This window comes from Mesorhizobium sp. M5C.F.Ca.IN.020.32.2.1, from assembly GCF_004023105.1.
Lineage (GTDB): Bacteria > Pseudomonadota > Alphaproteobacteria > Rhizobiales > Rhizobiaceae > Mesorhizobium > Mesorhizobium wenxiniae.
In genome coordinates, this window is the sequence record NZ_RZSX01000398.1 from 1 (window position 1) to 5538 (window position 5538).

Here is a 5538-nt window from a genome sequence, read left to right on the forward strand (position 1 = left end):
GGGTGCTGGAGGATCGCCAGTCCGCCCACGGCTTTGATCGCCCGTAAGCCGGCCGTTCCGTCGGAGAGGGCCCCCGACAGGAGAACGCCGATGACCGTCGCGCCGTAACTCAGCGCAGCCGAGCGGAAAAGGGGGTCTATCGCCGGCCGGGCGAGGTTTTCGCGCGGCCCGCGCCGAAGCATCATGTGGTCGTCGTGAAGCAGAAGGTGGAAACCAGGCGGAGCGACATAGATGTTGGCCGCCTCGAATGTCGTCCCGTTCCTGGCCTTGTGGGTCGGCAGAGGTCCAATGCGATCGAGGATTTCGGGCAGATAGCTGGTCGGACCAACATGGAGGACCACGAAAACCGCCGCCGCCAAATCGGCCGGCAGGTCGCTGACGATGCGCTTCAACGCGTCAACACCCCCGGCTGACGCCCCGATCACGATAATTGAACGGTTGTTGAGGGGAGATTCCGCGGGCCGCTTCAGGTTTGTTTCTCCCTCAGGAGCTACACGGGGAAGGCGGATACTCTTTTCGATAGCCATGGCTGATTCCGGGCCAGCAATGTACCTGCTCAGTTCCTCGCCACCGGCGCACTTGGCCGACAGAACGGCTGACATGATAATGCATTGGCCGACCACTACGTTCCAGCGGTGGAAAAGGCGGTGCACCGTTTCCCGTGGCGCTCAGGCCGATAAGGCCTGGCTCGCCCCTTAGCCTTCTGATACCGATTTGACTTGGATCTGTGGGAGGTATCGGGGGATAGCTCAGCGTGAGCCGTGTACGCCACAGACATCGCATTTCAGGCGTTGCAGGTCCGACGAAAGCGCTCGCGCCAAGCCGAACATGACGAAGAAATCGGCTGCCCGGCCCCCTAACAAACAAACGAGGCAGGCTGTCAGATGTGCAGAACGCCACAAGACGCGGCTTGGCTTGGTTGCATGGAATCTCTTGGCTGACGGAACGCTCCGCCCGGCGGGCCGTTATGTGCGATGGCACATGAAGATGACATTCAAATGGTGAAGCGACACGTCCGGCTCGGCAGGAAGCATGTATCTGAGCAGCAAGACCGGATAGCTGAATTGGATCGCCTCGAATTGCCTTCGGAAACTGCACGCGATTTTCTTGAACTGCTGGAACAGATGCAGGAATTGCATAAAAAGCACTTGTCGCGTTTGCTGGCAAAGACATCGCCGAAGAACGCTGCCTAGCAACTAACGGCCCAAGGGGCTTTTCGTTTGACCCACAGATTTTGCAGGCTCCAAGAACGATTGCACGCTGGCCCAATTGGTCAGCATCGCGGTTGTATGGCGACAGGTCTTCACAGCTCGCTCGTCGCGCGGCGAAGATCGGCAATACGTTTTAATGGGCGACGGCGATGAAGGACGTGGCCCGGCTTGAATTCTTATGCATCAGCGAATCTCCTTGGTCTCCACCCTAAGCGGAGGGAAAGCCGCTTGACGACGCCTGTCTTGCAATATGCACGCTATCCCCATCACGAATTACGTTTCGTCACTGAAACCCAGCAGCGATGCGTGGCGGATGTGGCTGTGGTCGCCGCGCAGATGCTTGATCCGCAGCTTGACGCCAGGAGCGACCCACTGCGTCGCCGGCCGCTTCTTCATGGCCTCGGGCGGCGGCCCGACGTGTTCCTGGACGCGCTTCCACAACCGCTCCTTCATATCGCGACCTAGGGTGATGAAGGCCGAACCGACGTACTTCCCGGTACCAGGCTCTGCCAGTAGCGCGAAAGCGGCCTTGCCCGGCTCACGCTCGACGCCGAGCAGTTCGAATTCATCGACAGTCCAGCTCTTGGTCTTCAGCCAGTTCGTCGTCGGGCCGCTGCGATATTTGCTGTCGGCGCGCTTCGAGACGATCCCCTCGAGGCTGGCCTGGTCGGCGAGATAGAAGATCGCCTTGGCGTCGCCAGGCATGGCCTCGCTGAACTGGATCCGGCTGTTCGGCTTGATGATGCCAAAAAGAATTTCGCGGCGCGCCTTACAGCCGATGTCGCGCAGATCGTGACCGTTGAGGTGCAGGATATCGAAGGCGCCGAGAACCATGGCGTAGGGGTCGCTGTGGACGGCTTTCTGCAGCGCGCCGAAATCCGGCAGCCCGACCCCGTTGGTGACGACAGCCTCGCCGTCGATGATCGCGTTCTCGACCTCGAGCTCCCGCGCGGCTTCGACCACCCCTGTGTATTTGCTCGTCCAGTCCGCGCCGGTTTTGGTGAAGACGCGGATGTCCTCTGGGCTATTGATGACAATTTGAGAGCGGTAGCCATCGAGCTTGATTTCGTGAAGCCAGTCCTCGCCACCGGGCGGCTTGGCGACCAGCTTGGGCTCCATCGGCGGAATGAACTCGAGCCGGCGGGCGCCGGTACTTACAATTTTACGCACTTATTCGATTCTAGGCGACCGGCTTGCATTAGCCAGAGTGAACGGAACGTGATTCCGCAGTGGGCAGAACATTGCCCTGTATGCGGGCAGGGTTTCGACATGCGCGACCTCGGCCAGGTACTTCATCATGCAGAGCAGGAGCACCAACCTCTGCAGCCTGTGAATTGAAAGCCCGCGCCCCACGGAAGGGAAGGACGCGGGCTGATCGGAGGCAATCCGATCTCGCAGCTATTCGACGAGCAATTCGAACATTGCTGCAGTTTCCCAACATGCGTCTCAAGCATGTGTTCCAGAGGTAGGGCAAATTAGGCGGTTACAACGCCGGCTAGGCCGGCGCTCACCGACTCCGCCAAATTTTTTGGAACCGTTGCAAAAGTCACGCATTGCAACTGTAGCGGTCGATTCCTCAGGATGTAGCCGCGAAGACACTCCGCAAGCGAAAGCCCGCTGCCGGTCCCCTCTCGCAGCGGGCTTTTCGTTCGCGCTACTGGGGCGGCCTGCGGATCGCGCCGGAGACTAAAGGCGGCGCCTCTGCAGGCACGAAGTCTCGTCTCAAGTCTTGTTCCACAGTCTGTAGAAGTCCGCCGCGTGCCGGGTGGCTACTTAGTTGTTGCCTTCCCGGTTCCTCTTCGGTTTCGCTACCAGTGCAGCAGGGAGAGCAGTTTCAGCCTTAAGTCGTTGCTCTCGCAGCCGAGCCGTCTTTGCATCTCGTGCTGCGCGCTCAATGTCTGCCAGTGCCCGTGCGGCGTCCGACGTTCGCTCCTGTCTGTCGTGTGTTTCTTTCTGGGTGAATTTTTGCCTTTTCGTCATTGCTGGCCCCGATCTGACGCCGTGCAGTGTTGCCCCACCGAACGATTGTCGCCAGATCGGGTTCCACCCGGACAGCAAAAAGCCCGCCGCACCTTTTTTACGGGCTCTACTCCGGACAATTCATCGCGGGGGCCGCCCAGTTCTTCCTCCGCGCGAGGCCCGGACTGAAGAAGAGCCAGAAGCCGCAAGGAAAGTCGTGGCCACCGGAGCACTGTTGAGCAAAGCGGGCGCCGTTGTCCGTTAAGTTCGGCGAACTTCGTCAAAACGGTCCTGTTTGGAATTTCGATAGAGCACAAAGCCGCCGGCCAGCATTACCGCGCCCCAAACCAGGAAGGCGATGTCCCAAAAGATCCATAGATCGCGCGGAACGGTCTCATTTACGTGATGCAGTCCCAAGATCTGATGATTAACAACTCCTTCGATCAAATTGAAGAGACCGAATCCGATCAAGATCGTCGCGAAAAGCAGATTGGCCGACCACCAAAAGTGAGGCTTTCTTGCTGTATTCCACAGAACGACCAAGCCAAGCACAGTTAAGATATAAGTGGCGGCATGGAAGAATCCGTCCAACATCGTGTTCAGCTTCAGATTTTCAACAGAGTTGGGCGGATAGCCCGCGCTTGTCATCATGTGGTGCCATTGCAGAATTTGGTGGAGCACGATCCCGTCGAAAAAGCCGCCTAGGCCTAACCCTAGAAGGATACCGGCCGAAGCAGGAAATTTACGCTCTTTTCGGGGGCTGGTGGTCATTGGTGAGGCTCCGTGCCGTCGTCAAGCTAGACTGTCTGTTCCTAACGCGCGCCACAACGAGGTCCCCATTAGTAGGCGCCACACGGTACCGGAAGTGATTGCGGATGTGGTCATTGAAATAGCGGCCCTTGGCAAAGGCCGCTTTGAACGCGGCGAAGGTTTCCGGCGGCACGCAGTCAACGATCTAGGTGACGACGTGTTCCAGGTCCCTTCACGATTCATGCGAAGGCAAAGCCGCGGGCTTGGCAACCGCCGACGAGCCTATCAGGCAAAACAACAGCGCCAACACTAGGGCGAGCGCAAGCGCGCGGTGTAAGTATTCCCATAGACGCCGATGATAAATCAGACGCCGCATGCCCGCCAGCGCTTTAGTTAGCAACCGCTTAAAGCTCTCTGGACTCTCCTTTGCGGTGAAGGCATTCTCCCGTTGGGGAGAGCAGGCGTGGGGAAAGCCAACCGTTACCAAGGCGCCGATCAGGCTAACCGGTGGCGAAAGCGCATCGGAAGGAGGCCGCCACGGCGACTTCCGCGCCCTATTCTCGGGCTGCTATTCCTGAGCGTGGGTTTGCTCGCCATCGCAACTACTCAGTTCGTGGTCGAGCGCGCCGATGCGGTTCAAAGCACCATAACGAATTGGACGGAACCGCTGCCAGGTCCGATGCGGGGGCGTGCCTCTGTGATCGATGGCGACACCATCGAGATTGCGGGCCGGCGCATCCGCTTCAATGGGATCGACGCACCAGAGAGCCGACAGCACTGCGATGACGCGAAGGGCTTCGAATACCCCTGCGGGCGCCGGGCAGCCCATGCGCTAGACAAGTTCCTGGCCACCTCTCGGCCACTGCATTGCAGCTTCGTCGGCCGGGATCCTTATGGCCGCCTCGTCGGTTGTGTTTGACTTCCTTCCGCCACACCGGCCAAAACACATCGTAGCCAGCCCGCTTCAACTCATCGGACGCCTTGCGTTCCGACGACACCGAGGACTGGACCACATACCAAGGCTTGATTTGCGCGCGTCGGTTCATTTGTCGCCTTTCGCGTCATCGGCCCGCCAATAGAGCTTGTAGGGCTTCGGTTTCCTGTAGAGCTCGCCCCCTCGATACTCGTAGCGCCCGCCCTCTTCAGCGAGCCAGACGGCGTTCTCCCGACGATGCTTGCTCAGCGTGACGCCTGTCGGCCGGTATTCGACCAATAGCTCTACATATGGGTTTATCTTCTGCGGAGGATCGATCCTGTACCAACGAGCATCGCCGTGTAGAAAAAACCGATGTCGACCAAGCTCCGTCAGGTTGCTCATCCGCAGTTCGCAGATCATACCGTCCGGCATTGCTTCACCGATCGGCCGCCAGGGGTTTTCCCGTTCGAGCCTTTCCCGCTCCCGCCGCTCATCAATGGTCATGAAGGCTGCCCTTTCAAAGCCAGATAATCAGCCGGATCAATCTTCCGAACAGGCGACGCCGCGCCAAACGTGCCGAGCTGCCATTCCCGATGCTGGCGATTGCCATGCGGATCGAACTTTGCCGCGGCGATGTCGCGGACCCAGCGAGGAGCCTTCGCCGCGGCTTTGGCTTGCTTGCGCTCACGCTTGGTCTTCTTC

At 59.2% G+C, this 5538-nt stretch carries 8 protein-coding genes; 1 reads left to right on the forward strand and 7 read right to left on the reverse strand.

Annotation, left to right across the window (positions count from 1 at the left end):
* Positions 1-392: chemotaxis protein CheB (locus EOA86_RS19845; protein WP_245497319.1), on the reverse strand; the 392-nt coding region annotated here is incomplete at its 3' end.
* A 582-nt stretch (positions 393-974) separates the two neighbouring features.
* On the opposite strand from EOA86_RS19845, the gene EOA86_RS19850 reads away from it, so the two are divergent.
* Positions 975-1193 (forward strand): hypothetical protein, encoded by a 219-nt coding sequence (locus tag EOA86_RS19850; protein WP_128343199.1) that lies wholly within the window; start codon positions 975-977, stop codon positions 1191-1193.
* A 291-nt stretch (positions 1194-1484) separates the two neighbouring features.
* Here EOA86_RS19850 and EOA86_RS19855 read toward each other — a convergent pair whose 3' ends face one another.
* The 6 genes from EOA86_RS19855 to EOA86_RS38735 form a co-directional block, all read right to left on the reverse strand.
* The gene (locus EOA86_RS19855; RefSeq protein WP_128343204.1) at positions 1485-2330 is read right to left on the reverse strand and encodes an ATP-dependent DNA ligase; all 846 of its coding nucleotides are present in this window, start codon (positions 2328-2330) and stop codon (positions 1485-1487) included.
* A gap of 1101 nt (positions 2331-3431) precedes the next feature.
* Entirely contained in the window at positions 3432-3941 is a 510-nt protein-coding gene (locus EOA86_RS19860; protein ID WP_127314087.1) for a DUF2243 domain-containing protein, read from the reverse strand.
* Complete coding sequence (locus EOA86_RS41270; protein ID WP_281034029.1) at positions 3913-4113, reverse strand: KTSC domain-containing protein; 201 nt, start codon at positions 4111-4113, stop codon at positions 3913-3915. Before EOA86_RS41270 ends, EOA86_RS19860 begins: the two co-directional genes overlap by 29 nt.
* 375 nt (positions 4114-4488) lie before the next feature.
* Entirely contained in the window at positions 4489-4749 is a 261-nt protein-coding gene (locus EOA86_RS38730; RefSeq protein ID WP_164891842.1) for a hypothetical protein, read from the reverse strand.
* A 213-nt stretch (positions 4750-4962) separates the two neighbouring features.
* A complete protein-coding gene (locus EOA86_RS19875) occupies positions 4963-5340 on the reverse strand; it encodes a hypothetical protein (protein WP_128343202.1) in 378 nt (125 codons plus the stop codon).
* A partial coding sequence (locus EOA86_RS38735; protein ID WP_164891844.1) for a hypothetical protein occupies positions 5337-5538 on the reverse strand: 202 nt, incomplete at its 5' end. The genes EOA86_RS19875 and EOA86_RS38735, both read right to left, overlap by 4 nt.

Coding starts and splice junctions, on each gene's coding strand:
- EOA86_RS19850 (WP_128343199.1), top strand. CDS start 975: ATGGCACATGAAGATGACATTCAAATGGTGAAGCGACACGTCCGGCTC.
- EOA86_RS19875 (WP_128343202.1), bottom strand. CDS start 5,340: ATGACCATTGATGAGCGGCGGGAGCGGGAAAGGCTCGAACGGGAAAAC.
- EOA86_RS19855 (WP_128343204.1), bottom strand. CDS start 2,330: ATGGAGCCCAAGCTGGTCGCCAAGCCGCCCGGTGGCGAGGACTGGCTT.
- EOA86_RS38730 (WP_164891842.1), bottom strand. CDS start 4,749: ATGGGCTGCCCGGCGCCCGCAGGGGTATTCGAAGCCCTTCGCGTCATC.
- EOA86_RS19860 (WP_127314087.1), bottom strand. CDS start 3,941: ATGACCACCAGCCCCCGAAAAGAGCGTAAATTTCCTGCTTCGGCCGGT.